Genomic DNA, 25,650 nt, shown 5'->3' with positions numbered 1-25,650 from the left:
GTCTGCCCCCATTCAACCCCAGGAGATGCCCATGTCAGACGATGTCGTCATCGTCAGCGCCGCCCGCACCCCGGTCGGAAGCTTCAACGGAGCGTTCGCGACCCTTCCCGCCCACGATCTCGGCGCGATCGCCATCAAGGCCGCGCTGGAGCGCGGTGGCATCGAGCCCGGCCGGGTCTCCGAAGTCATCATGGGCCAGATCCTGACCGCGGCTCAGGGCCAGAACCCGGCCCGCCAGGCCTCGATCGCCGCGGGCATTCCGGTCGAGAGCCCGGCCTGGGGCGTCAACCAGCTTTGCGGCTCGGGCCTGCGTACGGTCGCGCTTGGCTACCAGGCGCTGCTCAACGGCGATTCGGAAATCGTGGTCGCTGGCGGCCAGGAATCCATGAGCATGGCTCCGCACGCCCAGTATCTGCGCGGCGGCGTCAAGATGGGCCCGGTCGAGTTCGTCGACACCATGATCAAGGACGGCCTGTGGGATGCCTTCAACGGCTACCACATGGGCAACACCGCCGAGAACGTCGCGCGGCAGTGGCAGATCACCCGCGCCCAGCAGGACGAGTTCGCGGTCGCCTCGCAGCAGAAGGCCGAGGCCGCGCAGAAGGCCGGCAAGTTCAACGACGAGATCGTCCCCGTCACCATCAAGACCCGCAAGGGCGACATCGTCGTCAGCGCCGACGAATATCCGCGCCATGGCGCAACGCTTGACGGGATGGCGAAGCTCAAGCCCGCCTTCGAGAAGGAAGGCACGGTCACCGCAGGTTCGGCCTCCGGCATCAATGACGGCGCTGCCGCCGTGGTGCTGATGACCGCGAAGCAAGCCGCCAAGGAAGGCAAGAAGCCGATCGCGCGCATCGTGTCCTGGGCGCAGGCCGGCGTCGATCCGAAGATCATGGGCTCGGGCCCGATCCCGGCCTCGCGTGCCGCGCTGAAGAAGGCCGGCTGGAGCGTTGGCGATCTCGATCTGATCGAGGCCAACGAAGCCTTTGCGGCGCAGGCCTGCGCCGTCAACAAGGACCTCGGCTGGGATACCTCCAAGGTCAACGTCAATGGCGGCGCGATTGCGATCGGCCATCCCGTCGGCGCCTCCGGCGCGCGCGTGCTGGTGACGCTGCTGCACGAGATGCAGAAGCGTGATTCGAAGAAGGGCCTCGCCACGCTGTGCATCGGCGGCGGCATGGGCATCGCGATGTGCATCGCGCGCGACTGAAGATCACCGACGCGTGCGCTGCACGCGTCAGTGAGTGCGTTGCACGCGACTAAAAAGGCGGCGGTTGCAAATCAAATATTCTTCGCAACCGCGCAAGCCTCGACTAAATACAAACGCCCGGCTCAATGCCGGGCGTTTTGTTCTTGATGTCCGTCAAAGCAACCGCATAATCCGTACCTAAAAACGATCGCTCAGAAACGTCCGAAGAGTCCAAGGGAAGGAATACGACATGGCACGAGTTGCATTGGTGACGGGTGGTACCCGGGGCATCGGAGCTGCGATCAGCAAGGCGCTGAAGGCGGCCGGCTACAAGGTCGCGGCGAGCTATGCCGGCAATGATGTGGCGGCGGAGAAGTTCAAGGCCGAGACCGGCATCGCCGTCTACAAATGGGACGTCAGCAATTTCGATGCCTGCGCCGAAGGCGTGAAGAAGGTCGAGGCCGAGCTCGGCCCGGTCGATGTGCTCGTCAACAATGCCGGCATCACCCGGGACACCGCCTTCCACAAGATGACGCTCGAGCAGTGGAACGCGGTGATCAACACCAATCTCGGCTCGCTGTTCAACATGACCCGCCAGGTGATCGAGGGCATGCGTGCGCGCAAGTTCGGCCGCGTCATCTCGATCTCGTCGATCAACGGCCAGAAGGGCCAGTTCGGCCAGGTCAATTATTCCGCGGCGAAGGCCGGCGACATTGGCTTCACCAAGGCGCTCGCAATCGAGAACGCCAAGGGCGGCATCACGGTCAACGCCATTGCGCCTGGCTATATCAACACCGAGATGGTGCAGGCCGTGCCGAAGGACGTGTTGGAGAAGAACGTGATCCCGCAAATCCCGGTTAACCGGCTCGGCGAGCCCGAAGAGATCGCGCGCGCGGTCGTGTTCCTGGCGGCCGATGAGGCCGGCTTCATCACCGGCTCGACCTTGACCATCAATGGCGGTCAGTATCACGCCTGATGTGGCACCAAGCCTGTAGCTTCAGGCGCGACAAGGCGATAGTGAAGACGAACATGCCCGGCCTCGTGCCGGGCATCATCGTCCTCAGAGCCTTTGATTCATGACCCAGCGCACCGCCACACTGATCGGACTGACCGCGATCCTGCTGTGGTCGTTGCTGTCAGTGATGACGGTGGCGACCGGAAAGATCCCGGCGTTCCAGCTCGCGGCGATGACCTTTGCGATCGGCGGTCTCGTCGGCCTGCTCACCTGGATCGGCCGCGGCGATGCCGCGAAAAGCCTGCGCCAGCCGCTCGTCGTATGGCTCGTCGGCGTTGGCGGCCTGTTCGGCTATCACGCGCTGTATTTCCTCGCGCTGCGCTTTGCGCCGCCGGCCGAAGCCGGCCTTCTGAACTACATGTGGCCGCTGCTGATTGTGCTGTTCTCGTCGTTCCTGCCGGGCGAGCGGCTCGCCGTGCATCACATCATCGGCGCCGTGCTCGGTCTCGTCGGCACCGTACTGCTGTTTGCCGGCAATACCTCCGCCTTCGCGCCGGGCGCGGTGCCGGGATTGGTCGCGGCATTCGTCGCCGCCTTCGTCTGGGCGACCTATTCGGTGCTGTCGCGGCGGTTGAAGGCGGTGCCGACCGATGCGGTCGCGGGCTTTTGCCTCGCCACGTCAGTGCTCGCCGCGCTGATGCATTGTCTGCTTGAATCGACGGTGTGGCCCGAGACGAATTTGCAGTGGCTCGCGGTGATCGCACTCGGCGTCGGTCCCGTCGGCGCTGCCTTCTACGCCTGGGACATCGGCATGAAGCGAGGCGATATCCGCGTGCTCGGCGCCGCCTCCTACGCGACGCCGCTGCTCTCGACCGGCTTTCTCATCGCCGCCGGATTTGCCAAAGCCAGCGCCAACATTGCGATTGCCGCAATCCTGATCGCTGGCGGCGGCCTGATTGCGGCAAAGGACATGGTGCTGCGGAAGCGATGAGGCGCATCAAAGCGCCGGCTGCCAGCCCAACGGGCGGTACTTCGCTTCCGGTATCTGTCCGAGCTCTGAGCGCCGCAAACGTTGCGGCGTCAGGCCATAGAATTCCTGGAAGCTGAGGATCAGCGGCCGCCATTTGTCGGGATCGATGCGGTTGTCCACGCCGTCCATCATGATGTCGGGGTGCGCATGAACACGGGTGATCCGGAGCTCGATCGCCACGAGACGGCTGCGCCAGACTGCATCGTCCTGTGCCATCCCGTGCACATGCGCGACCTTCGCTTCCATCTGCACCGGGCATTCGGCAACGCGCGGCGCACTGACTGTCTCGCCGGCTAACGCCGTCAGGTCGCTCAAGCCGAACTTGTCCTTCTCGTGCCGGTAGCCACGATAGAGTTTGCCTGGCGGCACGGGATCCGAGCCCGTGGTGCGGGCGAGACGGTCGACAGCCGCGACGAGGTCCGCAGACGGCAGATTGAGCACGCATTCGCCTGTGCGCATCATGTTCTCGGTCGTCTTGGAATTGCTTGCGAGCCCGAGCATGCAACGCCATCCCACCCACCACGCCGACGACATCGGCGCGAGATTGTAGGTGTCGTCGTCATTGGTCGACCCGATGAGGACGACCGGCGTTCCGAAATATAAAATGGCCGGGTCGATCTGGACGGCGGCGGGATCGAGTGTTCCATGCATCGTGCGCTCCTATTGATTGGAAGCGCAGTCCTAATGGGGGAAAGGCATCGAACCCACCCGATTCCAGATCTGGCGTTACGGCTCCCAGCCCCGCGGCGCGAGCTCGAATTTTGCGAACTCGAAGGCGGGCGCCACGGTGCAGCCGACCAGCGTCCATTCGCCGGTGGTCTCCGCCATCTGCCACGCATCCGCCGGGACGATGGCCTGCGGCCGCTCGCCGCTCACGAGGTCCGTGCCGAGCCGCACCTCGTGCTGGGAGCAGCCCTCATGCGCGATGCGCAGCATCAAGGGGCTTCCGGCATAGTAATGCCAGGTCTCGACCGCATCGATGCGATGCCAGTGCGAGCGCTCGCCGCGCGCGAGCAGGAAGTAGATGAGGGTCGAGCGCGAGCGGCCATTGGCGTCGGTGGTCTGGTCGCGAAAGGTCTCGCGATAATGTCCGCCCTCGGGGTGCGGGCGGAGCTCAAGGCGCGCGATGATCTCGGCTGCAGTCGGCATCGATCCCCGTCAGGACTTGGTCTTCAGGACTCGGTCTTCAGGACTTGTGCTTCAGGACTTGTTTTTGCGCTCGCGCAGCTCGCCGAACACCGCGGCGGCATCCGCGCCCTTCATGTGTAGCCTGGCTGCGACCGACGGTTCATCGGCGCGCAGGAACACGTTTGCTCGCTTCTCATCACCAAGCAGTGAGGGAATGGTCGGCTTGTTCTCCGCCCGCAGCCTCGTCACTTCCGCCGCGCGCGCCTGGAGGGCCGCATTGTCGGGATCGACGGTCAGCGCGAACTTGACGTTGGACGCCGTATATTCGTGGCCGCAATAGAGCTTGAAGTCGTCGGGCAGGGCGCGCAGCTTCAACAGCGAGTCCCACATCATCGGGTAACTGCCCTCGAACACGCGGCCGCAGCCGATCGAGAACAGCGTGTCGGCGGCGAACAGGGTCTTCTCGGTGTCGAACACGTAGGAGATATGGTCGAGCGTATGGCCGGGCGTTTCCAGCACACGCCCGAGCAGCGTGCCGACCTTGACCACATCGGCATTGGCGACGCGCAGGTCGACGTCTGCGATCTTTGTCGTCTTGTCATGCGGCGCGACGACGCGGCAATTGAATTTCTGCTTGAGTTCGGCGACGCCCCCGACATGATCGCCATGATGATGGGTGATCAGGATGTCGGTGAGCTGCCAGCCCTCGCGCTCGAGCGCCGCCAGGATCGGACCGGCCTCCGGCGCGTCGATCGACGCCGTCGCCTTGGTTTCCACATCGTGGATCAGATAACCGAAATTGTCGTTTAAACAGTTGAAAGTACGAATTTCGGCGGCCATGTCATCTCCATCGCGCTCAGCCCCGTCAGACAAATATGGCGTTAACGCTGCGCAGGCAATGCAATATTCCGCGCGCAGCCGCCGCCTTGTGCATGTTACATTGCCGTCATGACCATCGACGTCGTCGACCTTCGCGAGTTCTATTCCCGGCGCCTCGGCATCGTGGCACGGCAGATGATCAATCGCGGCATCCGGGAGCGGTGGCCGAATGCCGATGGCCAGCGCGTGCTCGGCATCGGCTATCCGACGCCCTATCTCGGCCTGTTCCGCGAGGACGCGGAGCGCTGCATCGCCTTTATGCCGGCGGCCCAGGGCGTGTTGAAATGGCCCACTGGGCGGCCCGCGCTGGCTGCGCTGGTCGATGAGTTCTCGCTGCCGCTTCCCGACGCCGCGGTCGACCGTATCCTGCTGGTCCATGCGCTCGAGATGTCGGACGACCCGGCCGCGCTGCTGCGGGAGGTCTGGCGGGTGCTGTCGCCGTCCGGCCGCGTCATGGCGGTGATCCCGAATCGGCGCGGCGTGTGGACGCGCAGTGACAACACGCCGTTCGGCCATGGCCGTCCCTATTCGCGCTCGCAGATCACGGACCTGTTGCGCCAGACCTGGTTCACGCCGACCGGCTGGGGCGAGGCCTTGTTCATGCCGCCTTACGCGGGCCGATGGGTGCTGAAATCTGCGCAGATGTGGGAACGTGCCGGTGCTGCGCTGTCGCTGCCGTTTGCCGGCGTCCACATCGTCGAAGCGACCAAGCAGGTCTATCGCGCGATCCCCGCCAAGCGCGAACGGGCGCGGCTGATTCCGTCTTTGAAGCCGGTGCTGGTGCCGTCCTCGACGGTGACGCGGACCTGAAAACAAATCGTCCCGGCGAGGCCGGGACGATGCAGTTCATAAAATCAGGACAAGCGTTCCGGCTTACTCGCTGGGGGCGAGATCGTCGCCGGAAGCGGCAGGAGCTGCCTCGCGCTCGGGGCGCGGGCCGTTATGCGGCCGGCGGCGCCGCCGCGGAAAACGCTCGCCACCGCCGCCATTGCCACCTTCGAGGCTGCCCGGAGTGCCGCTCGTCTGTGGCTGCGCGCCGGTGATGAACGACGGCAGGCGGTCGACATTGCCGGCGTCGGCGACGACAGGCTGCGGCTGGTTCGGCGGTTGCGGCTGGTGCTGCTGATATTGCGGTTGCGGACGATGGTCGCGTTCGCGGTGCTCGCGCGGCTGCTGCTGGTCGCGAACATAGGGCTGCTGGTTATTGTCGCGCTGCTGATAGTCGCGATTGTGATCGCGCTGGCCGTCACGCTGATAGGGCTGTTGCTGCTGCGGCGGCTGTGGAACAAAGCCTGGCTCCTGGCCGAAATTCGAGAAGTTCTCGCCGTCGTCCTCGCCGTCGTCGCTGCTGGTGCTGATGGGCTCGTCGCCGCGCGGCTGCTGATTCTGGCGGAACTGTTCCTGCGCCGCCGCGATCAGGCGGAAATAATGCTCGGCATGCTGGTAGTAGTTTTCGGCGGCGACCGGATCGCCGGAGGAGCGCGCGTCACGCGCCAGCTGGAGATATTTCTCGGCGATGTGGGAGGCGGTGCCGCGGATCTTGATGTCGGGGCCGTTCGATTCGTAGACCCGGGTCATCGGGTTCTGGCCGCGCCGGTTATTGTTGTTGTTGTTATTATTATTGTTGCGGTTGCGCATCCGCTGCTTGTTCTGACCGTTTCTCATGTCCTGCCTTTAATTACAGCCCTAAAGGTTGCACGCACTACTGATTGCCACGAGTGACCTGATGACAGCGGTTCACATGCCTCACGCGCACCGCGCGCAAGAGCGGATTAAACCCTGCCGATGTTCGTCGACCGTCGCGTTCAACAAAGACGCGTTCCCCACCGCCAGCATTCATTGCCAGCGAACCCATTCATATCGCTTGCCGAAACAAGCCCTGCTTTGTTGCGTAAGTCTTCAAGCGCAATATCAGGCTTTCGTTCACGTTGCGGTCGGAAAGCAGCGTACCTCAATGGGCCATCGCGCTTAACAGGACCTGCGGCTTGGAACCTTAAATCAGTGAAGCTCTCGCCTGAGAGCCCGGCTTTCGCCCGTAGGTCTACGGGGCCGACACCGATGTGCTGATCGGAAGGTAGTCGTTCCCAGGGGATATTCCAAGAGGTTTTTTAGAGCCCAATCCGGCTTTTATCGGGGCATTTTTCGGGCCGAGACCGCCCTGGGAATGCCCGCCAGGTCGGCCTTGGGCGGCGTGTCGATCGATAACGCGGCCGCCGCCATCAAGGTCTGGATATCGCCGGCCTGGCCCTGTCCGGCCTCGACGATCAGGGTGCCGCCGGGCACGAGCCGTTCGGCCGCCTGCGGAATCAGCGCGCGGTAGGCGTCATAGCCGTCATTTCCGCCGTCGAGTGCCAGATGCGGATCGTGCTCGCGCACCTCGACGCTCAGTTTCGGAATTTCCCCGGCAGGAATATAGGGCGGGTTCGACACGATCAGATCGAACGGGCCATGAAGCGCCGACGCATAGGAGCAGGCGACGAACGCCGCGCGATCGGCAAGGCCGAGGGCGGCGGCATTGCCTTTTGCCGTGCCAAGCGCAGTGAGGCTGAGATCGGTGCCGACGCCGAAAGCATCCGGAATCTCGTGCAGCAGTGCGAGCAGGATCGCGCCTGATCCGGTGCCGATATCAGCAATACGTAGGCCCTGTCCCGCGGTCGTGCGTTCGCGAAAAATATCGAGCGCCAGCTCCACCACGGTCTCTGTGTCCGGCCGCGGCACCAGCGTCGCCTCGGAGAGGCGGAACGGCAGGCCCCAGAATTCCCGCGCGCCGAGAATGCGGGCGACCGGCTCATGTGCAAGCCTTCGCTCCGCATATGCTTCGAGCCGCACAGCCTCCTCGGGTGTGAGATGTCGTGCCGCCTGCGCGATCAGGCCGGTCAGATCGAGCCCCAGCGCGGCGCCGACGAGAAGGCGCGCATCGAGAGACGGCTCTTCGATGCCGGCCGATTGCAGCCGCGCCACGAGCGCGCGCCGCGCACTCTCGATGCTGTGTCCGGAATCGAAACCTGTCGCCAATGGAGCCATCCTGCCTGGCATCGTGGATAGATCGGCGGCATTGCTTGCGTCAACGGAAAGCAGCGCGTTTGATCGCTCTGCGCAGCCGAGGAGGGCATCCATGACGGCCTATGACGATCAGAACGTGTTCGCAAAGATCCTGCGCGGCGAGATTCCCTGTTTCGAGGTGTTCAGGGATGACCGCAGCTTCGCCTTTCTGGACATCATGCCGCGCTCGCCGGGGCACACGCTGGTCATCCCGAGGGCGCCGGCGCGCGGTATTCTCGACATTGCGGATGACGATCTCGCCGCGGTGGCGCGAACCGCCAAACGGATCGCGATTGCGGCGATGAAGGCGTTCGACGCGGAAGGGATTATCCTGCAGCAGTTCAGCGAGCCGGCCAGCGGGCAGGTGGTCTTTCACCTGCACCTGCATGTCATGCCGGTCTGGGCTGGCGTCGAGCTGCTACCGGCGCAGACGCGCAAGGAGGAGATGGCCGTGCTCGCCGGTCATGCCAAGCGGATGATCGCGGCAATTGGTGGCTGATGAGCGACTGACTAGACGCCGAGATAGCGCTGCAGCAGCTCCGGCTGGGCCTTGAGCTCCTGCGCCGGCCCCTCGTGGACGATGTGGCCGTTATTGATGATGTAGATCCGCGTCGCCAGTGCCAGCGTTGCCGCCAGATTCTGCTCGACCAGCACGATGGTCTGGCCGGCGGCCGCGAGCTCGCGACAGGCCTTGACGAGATCGTGGACGATGACGGGCGCCAATCCTTCGAACGGCTCGTCCAGCAGCACGATCTTGGGATCGCGCACCAGCGCCCGCGCAATCGCGAGCATCTGCTGCTCGCCACCGGAGAGCTCAGTGCCGCGGTTGCCGCGTCGCTCTTTTAGCCGCGGGAACATCTCGTAGATGCGCCCGAGCGGCCAGCGTTTCGGGGCGGTGATCCCGGCGAGGACGATGTTCTCCTCCACCGACAGGCTGCCGAAGATGCGGCGTTCCTCGTGCACGAGCTGCATGCCAGCCTGCGCGATCTTGTGGCTCCTGCGGCCGGCGATATCGGTGCCGTCGAACTTCACGCTGCCGCTGCGTGGCGTCACGACGCCCATCAGGCTTTTCAACGTGGTGCTCTTGCCGGCGCCGTTGCGGCCAAGCAGCGCCACCACCTCATGACGTTCGACATGCATGGCGACGTCGAACAGGATGTGGGAATCCCCGTAATAGCTGTTCAGGCCTTTGACCTCGATCAGGCTCATGCGGCGATCTCTCCGTGCACGCCGCCGAGATAGGCTTCCTGCACTGCGGCGTTGGTCTTGATTTCCTCAGGCGTGCCGGAGACCAGCACGCGACCCTCCTGCAGCACGGTCACGCGCTCGACCAGCTCGAACAGCGAATCCATGTCGTGATCGATGATGATCATGGTGCGGCCACGCGCGATCGATTTGAGCAGCTTGACGGTCTCGACCCGCTCGCGCGGGCTCATGCCGGCCAACGGCTCGTCGAGCAGCAGCAGGCGCGGCGACGTCGCGAGCGCGAGCCCGATCTCCAGCCTGCGTTTCTCGCCATAGGCGAGCTCGGACACGGGCGTGTCGGCACGGCGGGTCAGGTTCACCAGAGCGAGCGTGTGCTCGACCTGCTCCGTCAGGCCCTTGACGCCGGAGAGCGTGCGGAACAGGTCGAGCCGGAATTTTCCGCGCAGCTCGGCGAGGGCTGCGATCGTCAGGTTCTGCCGCACCGTCAGCCCGGTGAACAGCTGGTTGACCTGATAGCTCTTGGTGAGGCCGAGTTGGCAGACTTCAGTGATCCTCAAGCCCGTGATATTGCGCCCCTCGAATACGATCTGGCCCGAAGTCGGCGGGATCTCGCAGGTCAGCATCTTGAAGAAGGTGGATTTGCCGGCTCCGTTGGGGCCGATGATGCCGCGCAGCTCGCCCTGATTGACGCTGAAGTCGATGTCGCTGTTGGCAACGAGGCCGCCGTAGCGCTTGGTGAGACCGGTGGCTTTCAGGATCGGCCCGGAATAGGCGGGATGCTCGACCTTCCTGGCCTGCATCGGCGCCGGGGCAGGTGGCTGCGTGACTTCAGCATCCGGCTCCGCTTCCGTCCGCTTATGCTTGCCGAACACGAGGCCGTAGAGATCGACGATGCCGCCGATGATGCCGCCGCGCAGGAAGCAGACCAGCAGCACGAACACGACGCCGAGCACGAGCTTCCAGGCCGCTCCCAAGCCGAGCGCGGACTGGAGGAAATCCTGCAGGAACAGCCACACGGTTGCGCCGACCAGCGGACCGAACAGCGTGCCCCTTCCGCCGATGGCGGTCTGCATCACGAGCTGGCCGGAGGTGTCGAAAGTGAAAGCGTCCGGCGGCATGAAGGCCTGGAGCACGCCGAGCAGGCCGCCGGCGAAGCCCGCGTAAGCGGCGGCGATGACGAAGGCGGTCAGCTTGTAGCCGTGGATGTTGTGGCCGACGGCGCTGGCGCGCAGCGGATTGTCCCGGATCGCGCTCAGGATCGCGCCGACCGGTGAGCGCACGATCCTGAGCGCGATGATGATGCCGATGAAATAGCACAGCGCGATGAACTGATAGAGCGACCAGCCATCGGTGAAGTGGATGGTGGTGAAGCCGAGATTGAAGCTCGGGGCCGGCACGCCCGGCAGGCCGTTCTCGCCGCCGGTGAAATCCGAGAGCGGATTGAACTCGACGAAGAAGAACACTTCCGCGATCGCCACCGTGATCATGGCGAAGTAGATGCCGGTGCGGCGCAGCGCAATCAGGCCGATCAGATAGCCGGTCGCCGCCGCCGCGATCATGCCGATGACCAGCGCGCCCAACACGTTGCTGAAGCCGGTGCGGGTCAGGAGGTAAGCGGCAACGAAGCCGCCGGTGCCGTAAAAGGCGGACTGTCCGAACGACAGCAGCCCGGTGAAGCCGAACAGGATGTCGAAGCCGAGGCCGAACAGGCCCCAGACCAGGATCCGGTTCACCGTGTTCGGCGCAAAGCCGAGATGAGGCAGCACGAAGGGAGCCACAATCAGGCCGATGGCCGTCAGTGTCTCGATCAGGAACGGGCGTTGCTTGAGCATCAGCGGATCACTTACTCGCGGCCCGGGACGCCGAGCAGGCCATGCGGTCGCACAACGAGCACGAGCGTCATCGCCGCAAACAGCATCACATAGGCGTAACCGGGGTTGAACATGGAGGTGACACTGATGATCTCGCCGGCGATCAGGCCGCCGAGGATCGCGCCGGGGAACGAGCCGACGCCGCCGATCACCACCACCACGAAGGTCTGAACCAGGATGTCGTCGCCGATGCCCGGCGTCAGCGACACCACCGGCGCGTTGACGATGCCGGCGAAGCCCGCGGCCATTGCGCCGATGCCGAACACGATCATGAAGACGCGGTAGACATTGATGCCGAGCGAATCGACCATCACCGAATCCTCGATGCCGGCGCGCACGATCATGCCGAGCCGGGTGCGGTAGAGGATGATGAACAGCGCGCCCAGTGCGGCCGCGACGATGCCGACCACCGCGAGGCGGTAGGTCGGATAGAACATGAAGCCGAGATTGGTGATGCCCTGGAACAGCGCCGGCGGCGGCACCAGCTGCGACTGGCTCGAAAAGATCAGGCGCACGAGTTCGACGAAGCAGATGCCGAGCCCGAAGGTCACCAGCAGCTGATCTTCGTGCGGGCGATGATAGAAGTGGCGGATGATGACGCGTTCCATCACGACGCCGAGCAGCATCACGAACAGCGAGCCCGCGATGACGGCGAGGATGAACGATTCCGTGTACTGGTAGGTGACGAAGCCGGCATAGCCGCCGATCATGAACATCGCGCCATGCGCGAGATTGAGCACGCCGAGCGTGCCGTAAATGATGGTCAGGCCGGAGCTGATCAGCGCAAGCAAGGCGCCGAGCGCAAGCCCGTTGAAAAGCTGCGAAACGAGATTGGGCCAACTAATCATGCGACGATCGCTGTTGTGACGCGCGAAGGGCTTGCGTCAAAAAAGGTGACGCCGCAGGTCCAGAGGCGGCCTACGGCGTCACAGGGGTTAGCTCGGGATCAGGTGTAGTCGCCGAGATGGCAGCCGAATGCGTCCGGCTTCTGCATCAGGCCTTCACCCGGGACGATCTCGACGACGTCGTACCAGTCTTCCTTGTTCTTCATGTCTTTCTGCTGCTTGCCCTTGACGATGATCACCGGGCGAATGCACTGGTGATCCTCGGGGCGGTAATGCACCTCGCCGACGAGGGAGGGGATCGTCTCGCCCTTCTCATAGGCCTTGATCACGTCGGGCGGATTGAAGCTGCCGGCTTCCTCGCACATGCGGGCCCAGTGAGCGAAGCTGACATAGGCGTTCTCGGCGCCCCATTCCGGCTTGTAGCCGTACTTCTTCTCGAAGGTCTCGTTGAACATTTTGGCCAGCGGGAACTTGTCTTCGATCGTCCACCAATAGTCGGTCGCGGCGTAGACGCCTTGCATCAGGCCGCCGGTTTCACGCGCGATGAACGGCACCTGGTAGGGAACCACCAGCTTCATCTTGTCGAGCACGCCGAACTGCTTGGCCTGCTGGGTCGAGAGCACCGCGTCATGACCCCAGTTGACGTTGATCAGGACGTCGGCGCCGGAGTTCGCGACGTTGAGCAGATACGAGGAATAATCGGGCGCGCCGAGCGGCGCGACCTGGTTGGTCACGGTGGTCCAGCCGGCGCTCGCCAGGAAGTCCTGCATCGATTTGGTGACGGTGTGGCCGTAGGTGTAGTCCGGCGTGAGATACGCGGCCTTCTTGCCCTTGCCGAACTGCCGCACCATCACCGGGCCGATCGCCGCCGCCGCGGTCTGGCCGAAGAAGTTCTGACGGACGCCGTAGCGCACGCAGTCCTTGCCGGTGGTATCGTTCGAGCCCGAGATGCCGCATACGAACAGCACATGCTCGCGCTGCGCGAGCTTGTTCAGCGCGACCGCAACGGCGCTCGACGTGCCGCCGGTGATCATGATCGCCTTGTTCTCGCTGATGAAGCGCTGCTGCGCCTGCACCGCTTCGTTTGGCTTGGCCGCAGAATCCGCGACGCCGAACTTCAGCTCCTTGCCGAGCACGCCCTTGCTGGTCTTGGGCGAGATCTTCTTGATCAGCTCATGGCCTTCATTGATGTGCTCGATCGCGAGCTGATAGCCCTTGAGCTCGTCCTCGCCCTGCACGGCGTAGGTCCCGGTGCGCGGCACGGAAATTCCGATGAAGGCCGTGGAACCCGACACGCCCGCCGGATAGGAGCCGATCGCCGGCTTGTCCTCGGCTAAGGCCGGCATCGCCGGCAGCACCGTGCCGCCGATCAGGCCCGCTGTGGTCTGGAGCAGGCCACGGCGCGAAAGGCCGCGGCGGATGAGATCGTCAGTCATGGTCGTTTCCTCCGAACATCGTTCTTGTTTGCAGGCAAAACACGACCTGTCCGGCGGCAAGCCGGCCTCATAGGCCTGCCTGCGCCGGGCACGTCACATCCGCGTGTAGCTCTCGGCCATAAGCATTGCTTGTGAACGCCTTCTGTCAATTTCGTCTTTGGTCGAACGACGAAAATTATGTCGTGAAAACATATCGGAGAACGATATATATTAGCCTTTGTGAGTACGGGGCTGGCGGGTTCGGCGAGCGAGATGGCGCGGCAGACGACAGTGGCAGGTGCCCGGAAGCGACGATCCTGGCCGCGGGAGGCGGAGCGGCCTGAGGCGGCGTGGCCCGCGGAGGGCAACGACCAGCGCGCGACGCCGCAGTCCGGCGAGCCCTCCCGCACGTCCGAGCCACGCAACCGGCCGGCCGGCGAGCGGGGACCGGCCGTCGGCTCCGTTCCGGCCAAGCGCGCGCCGGCGCCGATGAAGAGACTGAGCGTGCGGGCCCAGAACGTCCTGAAGGAGCTCGCGGTCGAGCTCACCGGCGAGCAGCCGCCGAAGGGCGACTGGTCGCCTTCACGCGAGCTGCTGCGCGCCCTGACGGCCGAGCGCCTCGCGACCGCGCGCAATTGCGGTCCGCATACGATACGGGAGATCGTCGACTGGGCGCAGGGCTGTGGCGTCACCATCAAGCCGGTGCTTCCGCCCGGCGGCTCGCTGTCGCAGATGTGGTCGGAGCTGATCGCCAATGCGTCGGCCGGCGCCTTGACCAGTGCGGAGATCGCCGGCGCGCTGCAGCGCTCGATCCGGCGGAAGAGCGTCCGCATCCCGATCGCATTTCAGGTCATCCTGGTGAAGATCCTGTTGTCCAGCTTCGAATAGGCGGTCGGATAACTGTGCATCCGTGACACCGGCCGGTTGGTCCGGCTGCGGCCGCTTGCTACTTTAGGCTATGTCTCCCGCGACGCGGGGCGGCATGGTCGAGGTGGCATGGTTCAGGCGAAGAAGGCGCAGCGGTCCAAGGTGGTGACGTCGGCCAGGCGCACCGGCAGCGCGATGCGTGATTCCGATTACGCAGCGCTGGCGCAGTTTCGCTACCAGATCCGGAGCTTTCTGGCATTCAGCGAGGCGGCGGCTGCCGAACAGGGATTGACGCCGACGCAACACCAGGCGCTGCTTGGCATCAAGGGTTTTGTCGGCCCCGGTCCCGCGACCGTCGGTGATGTCGCGCGCTTCCTGCTGGTCCGGCATCATTCCGCTGTCGAGCTGATCGATCGATTGGCCAAGCTCGGGCTCGTCAGCCGCGGTGCCGATCCGGAGGACGCCAGGCGCGTACATCTCAAGCTGACGAAGAAGGGCGAGCAGAAGCTCCAGGCGCTCTCGCGGAAGAATCTCGAGGAGCTCCGCCGTGCTGCGAGCCCGGCGCTGAGTCGTCTGTTGAAATCGTTCGGAGAGTCCAGCGAGGCCTGAGCGCCGCGCCGCCCGTCACGCTGCCGCGCCCTGCGCGGCGAGCTGTGCGGCCTGGTGCTCGGTGGTCAGCGCATCGGTCAGTTCGCCAAGCGCTTCGCCCGCGATCACCTGCGGCAGCTTGTAGAGCGTCAGATTGATGCGGTGGTCGGTGACGCGCCCTTGCGGGAAATTATAGGTGCGGATGCGCTCGCTGCGGTCGCCGGAGCCGACCTTCTCCTTGCGCTCGGCCGAGCGCGCGGCATCGAGGCGCTGCTGTTCGGCGTCGTAGATGCGCGAGCGCAGGATGTTCATGGCGGAGGCGCGATTCTTGTGCTGCGAGCGGCTGTCCTGCATCATCACCACGATGCCGGTCGGAATGTGGGTGATGCGGATTGCCGATTCGGTCTTGTTGACGTGCTGCCCACCCGCGCCTTGCGCGCGCATGGTCTCGATGCGCAGATCGTCGTTCTTGATCTCGACGTCGACCTCCTCGACTTCGGGCATCACGGCGACGGTGGCGGCCGATGTATGGATACGCCCCTGCGTCTCGGTGTCGGGCACGCGCTGCACGCGGTGAACGCCGGATTCGAACTTCAGCTTCGAGAACGCGCCGCGGCCCTGCACCTCCGCGATGATTTCCTTGTAGCCGCCGACGGTGCCTTCGCTGGCCGAGATCACCTCGACCTTCCAGCCCTGCAGGCTTGCGAAGCGTTCGTACATCCGGAACAGATCGCCGGCGAACAGCGAGGCCTCGTCGCCGCCGGTGCCGGCGCGGATTTCCAGCACGACGTTGCGGTCGTCCATGGCATCCTTGGGCAGCAGCGCGACGCGGATTTTCTGGACCAGCTCCTCGATCTTCGGCGTCAGCTCGTCGCGCTCGGCCTCGGCCATGCTGCGCATCTCGGCATCGGTCGCAGGATCGGCGATCAGCGCCTCGGTGTCGGCGAGTTCCTTGAGCGCCGACCGATAAGTCTTCACCGCCTCGATCAGCGGGGTGATCTCGGCGAGCTCGCGCGTGACCTGCACGTAGCGCTCGGAAGAGAGCTGTCCCAGCGATTCGGCCTCGAGCGAGGCGTGATGCGCGAGCAGGACGTCAAGTTTGGCTTCGGGGAGTGACGACATCGGTTTGGTCTCAAAAGGCGGAGGGGAGGCGAGGCGGCGAGCGGCAGGCCCGCTACAACGCCAAGCCTTCGGCCTCGGCAAATTCCGTCAATTTCTGCCGGATCGAGACGCTGCCGGTCGGCGCATCCAGCAGCGGCCCAAGCATCGCTTCGGCCTTCTTGGCGTCGAGGTCAATCACCATCGCCTTGACCGGGCCGAGCGCGGTCGCTGATAGCGACAGCGAACGGTAGCCCATCGCGATCAGCGCCAGCGCGCCGATCGGCTTCGAGGCCATCTCGCCGCAGAGCGACAGTGATTTCTTCGCGGCGAGCGATTTTTGCGCGATGTCGCGTAGCGCGCGCAGGATCGGCGCCGACATGGTGTCGAAGCGTTCGGAGACCTTGGCATTGCCTCGGTCGACCGCGAACAGGAACTGGAACAGATCGTTGGAGCCGACCGAGATGAAGTCGACCTTCTTCAAGAGCTCGTCGAGCTGGTAGAGCAGCGCCGGCACCTCGACCATGGTGCCGATGTCGATGCGCTCCGGCAGCGTGTGGCCGTGCTGGCGCAGATAAGTCAGCTCGCGCTCGACCAGCGCCTTCGCGGAATCGAACTCGGCGACCTCCGAGATCATCGGGAACATGATGCGCAGCGCGCGGCCGCCGCCGGCGCGCAAGAGCGCGCGGATCTGGCCACGCAACAGGCCGGGACGGTCGAGCCCGAGCCGGATCGCGCGCCAGCCGAGCGCGGGATTCTCCTCGATCACCGTCTCCATATAGGGCAGCGCCTTGTCGCCGCCGATGTCGAGGGTGCGGAAGGTGACGGGTTTCTGGCCCGCGGCATCCAGGACGGTGCGGTAGAGCGCGAGCTGATCGCTGGTGCGCGGCAGGCTCTGGCCGACCATGAATTGCAGCTCGGTGCGGAACAGGCCGATGCCGCCGCTGCCGGTGTCCTCGATATGCGGCAGGTCGATGGCGAGACCGGCATTGATCAGCAGCTCGACCTTCTGGCCGTCCTTGGTGACGCAAGGCCGGTCACGTAGCGCCAGATATTGCGCCTGGCGCCGGGCGCGGAAGCGGACGCGCTCGGCAAAGGCCGCCTCGATCTCCTGCGACGGCCGCACATAGATCGTGCCCGACGTGCCGTCGACGATGACAGCGTCGCCGGGATCGGCGATGCCCGGCGCATTCGGCACCTCGCCGACTGCGGGAATGCCGAGCGCGCGCGCCACGATCGAAACGTGGGAATTGGCGGTGCCTTCCTCCAATATGATGCCGCGCAGGCGCTTGCGGTCGTAGTCCAGCAGCGCCGCCGGTCCCATCGCGCGCGCAATGACGATGGCGTTGTCGGGCAGTTGCTCGCGCGAGGGCGCGTGGTCCTGGCCGACCAGCTGCCGCATCAGGCGGTAGCCGAGATCCTCGAGATCGTGCAGCCGGTCGCGCAGATAGGGATCGGTCACGCGCAGCATGCGGGCGCGGGTGTCGGACTGGACGCGTTCGACCGCGGCTTCCGCCGTGAGGCCGGTGGCGACCGCCTCGTGCAGCTTGTGCGACCAGCCCTGGTCGTTGGCGAACATGCGGTAGGCTTCGAGCACGTCGCGATGCTCGCCGCCCTCGGCGACGTCGCCGCGCTCAAGCATCCGGTCGAGATCCGAGCGCAGCTTGGCGAGCGCGGTGTCGAGCCGCTTGATCTCCTTCGGCAGATCCTCGGCGATGTAGTCCTTGATGACGACGCGCGGCTCGTGCAGCACGACATGGCCGAGCGCAATGCCTTCCGAGAGGATCGCGCCGGCCTTCTGCGTGGAATGGCGCGCGGCCGGCTCGAGGCCCGGCTGAGCGAGCGCGGACAATTCGCCCGACGCAATCAGCTCCGCCAGCACCATGGCCGTCGTCTGCAGCGCCTCGAGCTCTTCCTCGACATAGGTGCGCTTGGCGCGATTCTGCACCACCAGCACGCCGAGCGTATTGCCGGCGCGCAGGATCGGCACGCCGAGGAACGAGTGGTAGATCTCTTCGCCGGTTTCGGGGCGGAACGAGAAGGCCGGATGGCTCTGTGCGTCGTTCAGGTTGAGCGGCGTCGCCTCGCTGGCGACGAGACCGACCAGACCCTCATGGGCACTCAGCACGGTATGGTGCACGGCCTCGCGGTTGAGGCCTTCGGTGGCGTAGAGCTCGAGGGTGTTGTCGACGCGCAGCACGTAAACCGAGCACACCTCGGCCACCATGTTGGCGGCGATCAGCACCACGATCTTGTCCAGCCGCTCCTGGGCCGAGACCTGCTCCGCCATGGTTTCGCGGAGCCGTCTCAACAAGACGCGGGGACCTCCCGACGCGCTCCGCATGAACCGTCAATCTCCTCCGTCTGCCCGACCCGGCGATATTGGCCGGCGGCTGGCCTAAAATTCCAGAAAAACAATCAAATTGTCCGTCCGGCGCAGGCGCAAGCCACCGCTTGCACCGAATCAGCAGCCTGAACTGGGACACAGTCTGCGGCAGCCCACCCTGTTCGCCGTATAGCGAATTGAGGCTTGTTTTGCCAAGCAAAACGCCTGCCAAACGCGAAGGTGTGTACACTTCGCGTTTGCTGCAACCGCTAAGAGAAAATTAGTCTAAACCTGATCGAGGCCGTAAAGTGTATGCAGGGTGCGCACCGCAAGCTCGGTATAGGCGGTGTCGATCAAAACCGAGAATTTGATCTCGGAGGTTGTAATGGCCCGGATGTTGATGTTCCGTCCGGCGAGGGCCGAAAACGCCTGAGCGGCGACGCCGGCATGGCTGCGCATGCCGCTGCCGATCACCGAGATCTTGGCGACGTCGGTGGCGGTATCAAGCCTGATATAGCCGATTTTGGCCTTGGCGGCGGTAATCGTGTCCTTGGCGCGGTTGTAGTCGGCGGCCGGCACCGTGAAGGTGAGGTCGGTGGTCTTGCCGTCCTCGGACACGTTCTGAACGATCATATCGACGTTGATATTGGCATCCGCGAGCGGGCCGAAGATCGACGCCGCCACGCCGGGCTTGTCCTCGATCTGGCGCACCGAGATCTGGGCCTCGTCCTTCGAAAAGGCGATGCCGGTGACGACGTGGCTTTCCATGATCTCCTCCTCGCTGCAGATCAGCGTGCCGGGCGGCTGGTTGGCATGCGGGTCGATGTCCTCGGGCTTGTCGAAGCTCGAGCGGACGAAGATCGGCATGTTGTGGACCATGCCGAGTTCCACCGAGCGCACCTGGAGCACCTTCGCGCCCTGGGAGGCCAGTTCCAGCATGTCTTCAAACGCGATCTTGTCGAGCCTTTTGGCCTTCGGCACGATTCGCGGGTCGGTGGTGTAGACGCCGTCGACGTCGGTGTAGATGTCGCAGCGGTCGGCCTTGACGGCGGCGGCGATCGCCACGGCCGAGGTGTCGGAGCCGCCGCGGCCGAGCGTGGTGATGCGGTTGGTCTTGGGATCGATGCCCTGGAAGCCGGCGACGACCGCGACCTCCTTGCGATCCCTGAAACGGGTGATGATCTCGCTGCCGTCGATGTCCTCGATCCGGGCCGAGGCATGGGCGTCGCTGGTCTTGATCGCGATCTGCCAGCCCTGCCAGGAGCGGGCCTGGATACCCATGCCCTGGAGCACGATGGCGAGCAGGCCCGAGGTCACCTGCTCGCCGGAGGCGACGACGGCGTCGTATTCGCGCGCATCGTGCATCGGCGAGGCCTCGGTGCACCAGGCCACCAGCTCGTTGGTCTTGCCCGACATCGCCGAGACGACCACAGCCACTTCATGGCCGGCGTCGACCTCACGCTTCACATGGCGTGCGACGTTGCGGATACGTTCGATGTTGGCGACGGACGTGCCGCCGAATTTCATCACGAGGCGGCTCATGACGACGCGTGCATTCCCTCATAAGGATCAGTATGGTGACCCGCAATGGACCGGTGCTTGCGGACACCGACCGCGCGTATACATAGCGGCGGGGCCGGGGGCAAGCGGGTTCCTGCGGGGCAGGCTTGAGGTCGCCTTTGGGGGCGTCGCCTTTGGGGGTAATGGGTTAACCGAGATCATGGCGCGTTATATCGACGAGATCCTGCAGCCGGGCGAGCGGGTGCTGTATTCGACCAATGCGCACTGGATCTTCTATTTTCCGGCGATTGTGGCCTGGATCGTAGTCTTGGCGCTGTTCGTGGCGTCCCGGCAAACCATTGTTGAAGGCCTCGTCCTGCTCTGTCTCGTCGCGTCCGGCCTCGTGGCTCTGGCAGCGCTCTACTGGACCGTGAAGGGCTGGTTCCATCGCTTCACCACCGAGACCGACGTCACCAACCTCCGGGTTGTGCACAAGACCGGCTTCATCAAGCGCCGCACCTTCGAGATGGCGCTGGACAAGGTCGAGAGCGTCGACGTCGATCAAACCATTCTTGGACGAATTCTCAACTACGGCGACGTGACCATTCGCGGCGTCGGCGAGGGCATTGAGACGATCAAGACCATCGCCTCGCCACTCGCCTTCCGTAGTTCGATCACCACGCGGTAGGACCGCGCGTAACCCATGAGCATGCAGCAAGATACTTCCGCAACCGCACCCCGCGCGCCGGGCTCGACCGTCGATGCCGCCGAGATCGCGAAATTCTCAAAGCTCTCGGCCGAATGGTGGGACCCCAAGGGCAAGATGGCGCCGCTGCACCGGATCAATCCGTTGCGGCTCGGCTATATCCGCGACGCCGCCTGCCGCAAGTTCGAGCGCAATGTGCGCAGCCTCAACTGCCTCGGCGGCCTGCGCGTGCTCGACATCGGCTGCGGCGCCGGCCTGTTGTGCGAGCCGCTGTCGCGGCTGGGTGCGCAGGTCATCGGCGTCGATCCGTCGGCCAGCAACATCGCCGCGGCGAAGCTGCATGCCGACAAGAGCCATCTGTCGATCGACTATCGCTGCACCACGGTGGAGGAGATCGATCCGCGCGAGCGTTTCGACATCGTGCTGGCGATGGAGGTGGTCGAGCACGTCGTCGACGTCGGCGTCTTCCTGAAGCGCTGCGCCTCGATGCTGAAGCCCAACGGCCTGATGGTCGTGTCTACCCTCAACCGCAATTGGAAGAGCTTTGCGCTCGCCATCGTCGGCGCCGAATACGTCCTGCGCTGGCTGCCGCGCGGCACCCACGAGTGGAACAAGTTCGTCACCCCCGACGAGCTGACCAAGTATCTCCTCGACAACCGCCTCGTCATCACCGAGCAGACCGGCGTGGTCTACTCCCCCTTCGCCGACAAATGGACCCTCTCGTTGGATATGGACGTGAACTACATGGTCGTGGCGGAGCGGATGGTGTGAGGGGGTGAGCGAGGCGCGAGCATCGCTCCTATGACGTTGCGCCGATTGACCTGTTGCCGCGCCCTCGGCAGTTTGCAGTCATCCACCCCGTAGTGCAGTCACCCCCCGCTCACACACCCCATGTTCACCGTCACCAGCCTCTGGATTCCCTTCACCGTCATTGCTGCGCTCGGCCAGGTCGCGCGCAATGCGATGCAGCGATCGCTGACGAAGCCGCTGGGGACCTGGGGCGCGACCAATATCCGCTTCCTGTTCGGCTTCCCGTTCTCGCTGCTATTCCTAGGGTTTGTGCTGGTCGCGACCGGCGATCGTCTCGACATGCCGCCGACCGTGTTCTGGCCGTGGCTGCTGCTCGGTGCGCTCAGCCAGATCGTCGCCACCGGGCTGATGCTGCTCGCGATGAACGACCGCTCCTTCGTGGTGACGACAGCCTATTTGAAGACCGAGGCGATCCAGACTGCGATCTTTGGCTTCGTCTTCCTCGGCGATCACCTGACCTGGCTGAAGGTGTTGGCGATCGTGATCGCGACCGTCGGCGTCGTCATCACCGCGCTGCGGCCGGGCGGCGAGAAGAGTTTTGCGGAGCTGAAGCCGACGATCACCGGCCTGGTAGCGGCCGCGGCCTTCGCGCTCTCCGCTGTCGGCTTCCGCGGCGCGATCATCAACGTTCCCGGCGTCTCGTTCGTGACCTCGGCCTCGTTCACGCTGGTGCTCGGCCTGTTCGTGCAGACGCTGATCCTGACGATCTATCTGCTTTGGCGCGCGCCAAAAGTGCTTCAGTCGATCCTGGGGCTGTGGAGGCCGTCACTGCTGGCGGGCTTCATGGGGGCCTTCGCCTCGCAATTCTGGTTCCTGGCGTTCGCGCTGACGGCTGCCGCCAATGTCCGCACGCTCGCGCTGATCGAGGTGCTGTTCGCGCAAGCCGTGGCGTATTACTCGTTCAAGCAGCCGATCGCGCCGCGCGAGATTTTTGGCATCGTGCTGATCGTGGTCGGCGTGGCGCTGCTGGTTGGAGTTTAGGAAAAATCAGCGAAGTCCGACGAGGATGCCGGACGCCAGAACGCGCAACTCGCCGCTCAAGATCGGGTTTGCCAAATCGAAGATCGCGGCTTCGATCAGCTCCTCAAACCCTGCTTCGAAGCCGATATCCTCACGGCATTCCACAAGATTAGCCCAATCTTCAACGGTGGGCGCATCGATCTCTCCCCTGGAATATCGATCGAGGACAGCAGCGATATGGCTCCGCATTAACGTAACCAGCGGATCGCTGTCCCAAGTCAACGTGCCAAGTTCGGCCTTGAGCTGCTCTACTGGCGCATCGAACTTGAGCAGAGACGAAAGAATCGATTCGCGGCTCATGGACCTCGGGTCAATTCCTGTCTTCCGGCAGCGTCGGCAGCGGCGAGACCTCGATGCCCTCGTCGATCAGCGATTTTGCCTCGTCCGGCGAGGCCTCGCCGTAGATCGGGCGGTGCTCCTTGTCGCCGTAGTGCATCGCGCGGGCTTCGTTGGCAAAACGCTCGCCGACATTGTCGGCGTTCTTGACGATGTGGTCGCGCAGCTCTTTCAGCTTGGTGCGGAGCTCGCGCTCCTGCGCCATCATCAGCGAGGTGGATCCAGACTGCGCCGCTTCGGGCGTTGACGTCGTGGTCGGCTCCGGCGGCGGTGTCGCGCGGCCGCGTCCCTTCTTGCCGACGATGCGCGGTGCCATGATCGCCTTGTCGACCTTGGCCGAGCCGCAGATCGGGCAGGTCACGAGCTTGCGCTTCACCTGCGAATCATAAGCCGACGAACTCTGGAACCAGCTCTCGAACGCGTGCTTGCGGTCGCAATGGAGCGCGTAGCGGATCATATCGATCCCCGCACCAGGTGCAGATGATCCGGCCCGGCCTTGGGATCGGAGACGCCGAAGCGGCGGCCGTGCTGGAGCGAGGGGATCGCGCGGCGTGCGGTCTCGACCTTGGCCGGGTCGATCTTGGCCATGATGATGCCGGGCTCGACACCGCCCTCGGCGAGAATCTCGCCCCAGGGATCGATGATCAGCGAGTGACCATAGGTCTCGCGCTTGTTCTCGTGCAGGCCGGCCTGCGCAGCTGCGAAGATGAAGCAGCCCGTCTCGATCGCGCGCGACCGCAGCAGGATGTGCCAGTGTGCCTCGCCGGTCTTGCGGGTGAAGGCCGACGGCACTGTGATGAAATAGGCGCCACTTTCAGCGAGCGCGCGGTAGAGCGCGGGGAAGCGCACGTCGTAGCAGATCGTCAGCCCGATGCGGCCCCAGGGCAGGTCGGAGATCACGGCGGTCTCGCCCGGCTGGTAATTGGCGGATTCGCGATAGCTCTCGCCGTCCGGCAGCTCGATGTCGAACATGTGGATCTTGTCGTAGCTCGCGAGCACGTTGCCCTCGGGCCCGATCAGGAAGGAGCGGTTGACCGCCTTCTCCGGCGAGAAGCGCAACGCCAGCGAGCCGACATGGATGTGGATCTTCAGCTCGGCCGCGAGCGAGCGATATGCCTTCAGCGAGGCGTCGTCCTCTTCGCTCTGGAGATGCTCGAACAGCGCCTTGCGGTTCAGCTGCATCATGTTGCTGACCTCGGGCGTTTGCACGTAGTCGGCGCCCTTGGCAGCCGCCTCCCGGATCAGTTTCGTCGCCTGTGCGAGGCTCGGCTCGGACATCAAGCCGGTGCGCATCTGCACCATGGCGGCGGTGAAGGTCCTGCTGTCGCTCATGAGGCCGCCTTGACGCTTTCGAGGAGGCCGTCCAGCTTGCCTTCGCGGTCGAGCGCGTAGAGGTCGTCGCAGCCGCCGATATGGGTTCCGCCGATCCAGATCTGCGGGAAGGTCGAGCCCTCGCCGGCGCGGTCGTACATCTCGTCGCGCCATGACGCGTCCTTGGCGACGTCGAATTCCGTGAAGCTCGCCTTCTTGCGGGTCAGAAGCGACCGGGCTGCGGAACAATAGCCGCAGCCCGGCCTGGTGTAGATCTCGACAGCAGCGGTCATGGCGTCCAGCGCTTTCATGTCATGAATTTGTTGAATTATATGGGAGTTTAGCGGCTCTCGACAACCCGGGCAAAGACCAGCACGTCGACCTGGGCTGCCTTGGCGCGCAGCAAGGCCCGCGCGCAGGCATCCAGCGTCGCACCTGATGTCAGGACATCGTCGACCAGGACGATGCGCCGGCCCTGGATCTCGGCCTGACGGTCCGGGGATACCTGGAATGCGCCTTGCACATTGGTGGCGCGCTGGGCTCGCGACAGGCCTATCTGCTGCTCCGTGTGGCGCACCCGGCGCAGCACCTCGCCCCGCACCTTGATCCCGCTCTGTCGCGCGATGATGTGCGCCAGCGCACCGGACTGGTTGTAGCGGCGGCGCCAGGCCCGGCGCCAATGCAGGGGCACCGGCACCAGCATGTCGGCGCCGGCAAGCAGCTCACCGCCCGCGCGTGCCATCCAGCGGCCCATGGCGGGCGCGAGATCCGTGCGGTCCTGGTATTTCAGCGCATGCACCAGCGTGCGCGCGACGTCGTCATAGCGCACCGCCGCGCGTGCCCGCTGGTAGGCCGGTGGACTCGCGATCGCCTCCATCGACAGCATGTCGGGGCCGGGATCATAGACAAAGGGAATACCGAGCCGCGGGCAATAGGGCCGCTCGATGAACGACAGCCTTGCCCAGCACGCCGCGCATACACCCTCGCCATCCACCGGCTCGCGGCAGGAGACGCACAAGGTCGGTAGCGCAATGTCGAGCGCGAGCCTTGGCAGATGCGCCAGCACACCGCGGCAGGCCTTGAGCGCGCCGCGCAGATGGCTGGAAATGGAGCGTGATGGTGATGCCTCGGCGTCCATTGGGCAAGGCTAGCCCCGTCCTGCGCCACGCTCAAGCCAACGGGCTGCTCTTGTCTGTGCCCGGCCTACGGCCCTTTCGGCAGCACGGGCCGGAAGAACGATCGCTCATAGCGACGGAAGCAGCGCGTTTGCCTTGCGAAGTCGATCGCCTTCTGGACGTCTGGATCTTCGGCGCTGTCCTTCCGATATTGTTCGTACGCCGCGAAGCTCGGGAAGCTGAACATCGCGAGGGCGACGTCGCTCGCCCCTTCCGATGGCAGGAAGTAGCCGTGGTGGATGCCGCCGAATCTTGGCACTAGTTCAGCGTTTTCTTGGTTCGAATCATATCAGGCGGCGTCGGCGAGTTTGTAGGACCAGGTATGGATGACGGGATGGCGATTGATGTCGTCG

At 64.5% G+C, this 25,650-nt stretch carries 27 protein-coding genes and 1 pseudogene; 10 read left to right on the top strand and 18 right to left on the bottom strand.

The genetic code is table 11. From position 1 onward, the window contains the following. The first annotated feature begins 31 nt into the window (after positions 1 to 31). The 3 genes from ABID58_RS28795 to yddG all read left to right on the top strand — a co-directional run bounded on the left by ABID58_RS28795 (position 32) and on the right by yddG (position 3,135). Positions 32 to 1,210, top strand: coding sequence for an acetyl-CoA C-acetyltransferase (locus ABID58_RS28795; RefSeq protein WP_148756466.1), 1,179 nt, complete (start codon positions 32 to 34; stop codon positions 1,208 to 1,210). 229 nt (positions 1,211 to 1,439) lie between these two features. Continuing rightward, entirely contained in the window at positions 1,440 to 2,165 is a 726-nt protein-coding gene (gene phbB, locus ABID58_RS28790; RefSeq protein ID WP_085403614.1) for an acetoacetyl-CoA reductase, read from the top strand. 100 nt (positions 2,166 to 2,265) lie between these two features. Continuing rightward, on the top strand, positions 2,266 to 3,135 hold the full coding sequence (gene yddG / locus ABID58_RS28785; protein WP_354036210.1) for an aromatic amino acid exporter YddG: 870 nt from the start codon (positions 2,266 to 2,268) through the stop codon (positions 3,133 to 3,135). A gap of 6 nt (positions 3,136 to 3,141) precedes the next feature. On the opposite strand, the gene ABID58_RS28780 is transcribed toward yddG, so the two are convergent. From ABID58_RS28780 to gloB, 3 genes are all read right to left on the bottom strand, one after another. Beyond that, positions 3,142 to 3,825: a flavin reductase family protein gene (locus tag ABID58_RS28780; protein ID WP_148756464.1), complete on the bottom strand. Its 684-nt coding sequence runs from the start codon at positions 3,823 to 3,825 to the stop codon at positions 3,142 to 3,144. Positions 3,826 to 3,900: 75 nt separating this feature from the next. Further along, complete coding sequence (locus ABID58_RS28775; protein ID WP_148756463.1) at positions 3,901 to 4,323, bottom strand: cupin domain-containing protein; 423 nt, start codon at positions 4,321 to 4,323, stop codon at positions 3,901 to 3,903. A 51-nt stretch (positions 4,324 to 4,374) separates the two neighbouring features. Further along, positions 4,375 to 5,142 (bottom strand): hydroxyacylglutathione hydrolase, encoded by a 768-nt coding sequence (gene gloB / locus ABID58_RS28770; protein WP_148756462.1) that lies wholly within the window; start codon positions 5,140 to 5,142, stop codon positions 4,375 to 4,377. A gap of 108 nt (positions 5,143 to 5,250) precedes the next feature. Here gloB and ABID58_RS28765 point away from each other — a divergent pair, with 108 nt between their 5' ends. Beyond that, positions 5,251 to 5,991: a methyltransferase domain-containing protein gene (locus tag ABID58_RS28765; RefSeq protein WP_148756461.1), complete on the top strand. Its 741-nt coding sequence runs from the start codon at positions 5,251 to 5,253 to the stop codon at positions 5,989 to 5,991. A 63-nt stretch (positions 5,992 to 6,054) separates the two neighbouring features. Here ABID58_RS28765 and ABID58_RS28760 read toward each other — a convergent pair whose 3' ends face one another. Further along, on the bottom strand, positions 6,055 to 6,846 hold the full coding sequence (locus ABID58_RS28760; RefSeq protein ID WP_148756460.1) for a DUF4167 domain-containing protein: 792 nt from the start codon (positions 6,844 to 6,846) through the stop codon (positions 6,055 to 6,057). 462 nt (positions 6,847 to 7,308) lie between these two features. Next, positions 7,309 to 8,205, bottom strand: a complete 897-nt coding sequence (prmC, locus tag ABID58_RS28755; protein WP_354036208.1) for a peptide chain release factor N(5)-glutamine methyltransferase — start codon at positions 8,203 to 8,205, stop codon at positions 7,309 to 7,311. A gap of 91 nt (positions 8,206 to 8,296) precedes the next feature. Here prmC and ABID58_RS28750 point away from each other — a divergent pair, with 91 nt between their 5' ends. Beyond that, on the top strand, positions 8,297 to 8,722 hold the full coding sequence (locus tag ABID58_RS28750) for an HIT family protein (RefSeq protein WP_354036207.1): 426 nt from the start codon (positions 8,297 to 8,299) through the stop codon (positions 8,720 to 8,722). 11 nt (positions 8,723 to 8,733) lie between these two features. Here ABID58_RS28750 and ABID58_RS28745 read toward each other — a convergent pair whose 3' ends face one another. The 4 genes from ABID58_RS28745 to ABID58_RS28730 all read right to left on the bottom strand — a co-directional run bounded on the left by ABID58_RS28745 (position 8,734) and on the right by ABID58_RS28730 (position 13,581). Further along, positions 8,734 to 9,432, bottom strand: a complete 699-nt coding sequence (locus tag ABID58_RS28745) for an ABC transporter ATP-binding protein (RefSeq protein WP_148756457.1) — start codon at positions 9,430 to 9,432, stop codon at positions 8,734 to 8,736. Then, positions 9,429 to 11,261 (bottom strand): branched-chain amino acid ABC transporter ATP-binding protein/permease, encoded by a 1,833-nt coding sequence (locus ABID58_RS28740; protein WP_354036206.1) that lies wholly within the window; start codon positions 11,259 to 11,261, stop codon positions 9,429 to 9,431. The genes ABID58_RS28745 and ABID58_RS28740 overlap by 4 nt, the downstream gene beginning before the upstream one ends. Before the next feature lie 11 nt (positions 11,262 to 11,272). Continuing rightward, positions 11,273 to 12,148 carry a branched-chain amino acid ABC transporter permease gene (locus ABID58_RS28735; RefSeq protein ID WP_354036204.1) on the bottom strand — a complete coding sequence of 292 codons (876 nt, stop codon included), beginning with the start codon at positions 12,146 to 12,148 and terminating at the stop codon, positions 11,273 to 11,275. Positions 12,149 to 12,246: 98 nt separating this feature from the next. Continuing rightward, the gene (locus tag ABID58_RS28730; protein ID WP_354036202.1) at positions 12,247 to 13,581 is read right to left on the bottom strand and encodes a substrate-binding protein; all 1,335 of its coding nucleotides are present in this window, start codon (positions 13,579 to 13,581) and stop codon (positions 12,247 to 12,249) included. 252 nt (positions 13,582 to 13,833) lie between these two features. Between ABID58_RS28730 and ABID58_RS28725 the strand changes: the two genes are divergently transcribed. Both ABID58_RS28725 and ABID58_RS28720 read left to right on the top strand, forming a co-directional pair. Beyond that, complete coding sequence (locus ABID58_RS28725; RefSeq protein ID WP_354036200.1) at positions 13,834 to 14,448, top strand: hypothetical protein; 615 nt, start codon at positions 13,834 to 13,836, stop codon at positions 14,446 to 14,448. Between the two features lie 108 nt (positions 14,449 to 14,556). Continuing rightward, positions 14,557 to 15,036, top strand: a complete 480-nt coding sequence (locus ABID58_RS28720) for a MarR family winged helix-turn-helix transcriptional regulator (protein WP_354036199.1) — start codon at positions 14,557 to 14,559, stop codon at positions 15,034 to 15,036. A gap of 15 nt (positions 15,037 to 15,051) precedes the next feature. Here ABID58_RS28720 and prfA read toward each other — a convergent pair whose 3' ends face one another. From prfA to ABID58_RS28705, 3 genes are all read right to left on the bottom strand, one after another. Continuing rightward, positions 15,052 to 16,137 carry a peptide chain release factor 1 gene (gene prfA, locus ABID58_RS28715; protein WP_148756451.1) on the bottom strand — a complete coding sequence of 362 codons (1,086 nt, stop codon included), beginning with the start codon at positions 16,135 to 16,137 and terminating at the stop codon, positions 15,052 to 15,054. Between the two features lie 52 nt (positions 16,138 to 16,189). Further along, positions 16,190 to 18,457 carry a phosphoenolpyruvate--protein phosphotransferase gene (ptsP, locus tag ABID58_RS28710; protein ID WP_354036197.1) on the bottom strand — a complete coding sequence of 756 codons (2,268 nt, stop codon included), beginning with the start codon at positions 18,455 to 18,457 and terminating at the stop codon, positions 16,190 to 16,192. Between the two features lie 267 nt (positions 18,458 to 18,724). Continuing rightward, entirely contained in the window at positions 18,725 to 19,981 is a 1,257-nt protein-coding gene (locus ABID58_RS28705; protein WP_148756449.1) for an aspartate kinase, read from the bottom strand. A gap of 178 nt (positions 19,982 to 20,159) precedes the next feature. Here ABID58_RS28705 and ABID58_RS28700 point away from each other — a divergent pair, with 178 nt between their 5' ends. The 3 genes from ABID58_RS28700 (at position 20,160) to ABID58_RS28690 (ending at position 22,436) form a co-directional block, all read left to right on the top strand. Continuing rightward, positions 20,160 to 20,627: a PH domain-containing protein gene (locus ABID58_RS28700; RefSeq protein WP_148756448.1), complete on the top strand. Its 468-nt coding sequence runs from the start codon at positions 20,160 to 20,162 to the stop codon at positions 20,625 to 20,627. Positions 20,628 to 20,642: 15 nt separating this feature from the next. Continuing rightward, a complete protein-coding gene (gene ubiG, locus ABID58_RS28695) occupies positions 20,643 to 21,416 on the top strand; it encodes a bifunctional 2-polyprenyl-6-hydroxyphenol methylase/3-demethylubiquinol 3-O-methyltransferase UbiG (RefSeq protein WP_187435493.1) in 774 nt (257 codons plus the stop codon). A gap of 120 nt (positions 21,417 to 21,536) precedes the next feature. Further along, positions 21,537 to 22,436, top strand: a complete 900-nt coding sequence (locus ABID58_RS28690) for an EamA family transporter (RefSeq protein ID WP_354036196.1) — start codon at positions 21,537 to 21,539, stop codon at positions 22,434 to 22,436. Positions 22,437 to 22,442: 6 nt separating this feature from the next. On the opposite strand, the gene ABID58_RS28685 is transcribed toward ABID58_RS28690, so the two are convergent. The 6 genes and pseudogenes from ABID58_RS28685 to ABID58_RS28660 all read right to left on the bottom strand — a co-directional run. After that, a complete protein-coding gene (locus ABID58_RS28685) occupies positions 22,443 to 22,775 on the bottom strand; it encodes a hypothetical protein (protein ID WP_354036194.1) in 333 nt (110 codons plus the stop codon). Positions 22,776 to 22,785: 10 nt separating this feature from the next. Next, positions 22,786 to 23,268, bottom strand: a complete 483-nt coding sequence (locus tag ABID58_RS28680) for a DUF1178 family protein (protein ID WP_354036193.1) — start codon at positions 23,266 to 23,268, stop codon at positions 22,786 to 22,788. Continuing rightward, positions 23,265 to 24,143: a carbon-nitrogen hydrolase family protein gene (locus ABID58_RS28675; RefSeq protein ID WP_354036192.1), complete on the bottom strand. Its 879-nt coding sequence runs from the start codon at positions 24,141 to 24,143 to the stop codon at positions 23,265 to 23,267. Before ABID58_RS28675 ends, ABID58_RS28680 begins: the two co-directional genes overlap by 4 nt. Further along, positions 24,140 to 24,415, bottom strand: a complete 276-nt coding sequence (gene grxC, locus ABID58_RS28670) for a glutaredoxin 3 (RefSeq protein WP_148756472.1) — start codon at positions 24,413 to 24,415, stop codon at positions 24,140 to 24,142. The genes ABID58_RS28675 and grxC overlap by 4 nt, the downstream gene beginning before the upstream one ends. Positions 24,416 to 24,462: 47 nt before the next feature. Next, positions 24,463 to 25,260, bottom strand: coding sequence for a ComF family protein (locus ABID58_RS28665; RefSeq protein ID WP_148756444.1), 798 nt, complete (start codon positions 25,258 to 25,260; stop codon positions 24,463 to 24,465). Positions 25,261 to 25,325: 65 nt separating this feature from the next. Further along, positions 25,326 to 25,562: pseudogene (locus ABID58_RS28660) on the bottom strand (NIPSNAP family protein); the annotation flags it as partial. Positions 25,563 to 25,650 lie beyond the last annotated feature (88 nt).

Origin of the sequence: Bradyrhizobium sp. S3.2.6, from assembly GCF_040546885.1 — a bacterium.
In the GTDB taxonomy this organism is placed as follows: Bacteria; Pseudomonadota; Alphaproteobacteria; order Rhizobiales; family Xanthobacteraceae; genus Bradyrhizobium; species Bradyrhizobium cytisi.
This window is presented reverse-complemented; position numbering and strand designations above follow the sequence as displayed.